This window comes from Streptosporangium sp. DT93 (assembly GCF_049844535.1).
Taxonomy (GTDB): domain Bacteria; phylum Actinomycetota; class Actinomycetes; order Streptosporangiales; family Streptosporangiaceae; genus Streptosporangium.
The window spans coordinates 1-251 of sequence record NZ_JBNCLF010000111.1; the positions used below are offsets into that span (position 1 = coordinate 1).

A 251-nucleotide genomic window follows, 5' to 3' on the forward strand; every position below is an offset into this window, starting at 1 on the left:
GCCACGGTGGGCGTGGACGCGGGGATCACGGCGCTGGCGACGCTCTCCACCGGGGAGAAGATCGTCAACCCTCGGCACGAGCGGGCCGACCGCAAGAAACTGGCCAAGGCTCAGCGGCGCCTGGCCCGTAAGGAGAAGGGGTCGGCCAACCGGGCCAAGGCCACGCTCAAGGTGGCGCGGGTGCATGCCCGCATCGCCGACCGCAGGCGTGATCATCTGCACAAGGTCACCACGCGTCTCGTCCGTGAGAA

1 protein-coding gene is annotated in these 251 nt (G+C 69.3%); it reads left to right on the forward strand.

Annotated features, from left to right (window positions below; all coding sequences use genetic code 11):
• A partial coding sequence (locus ACLQ2R_RS39705) for a transposase (RefSeq protein WP_425966568.1) occupies positions 1-251 on the forward strand: 251 nt, incomplete at both ends.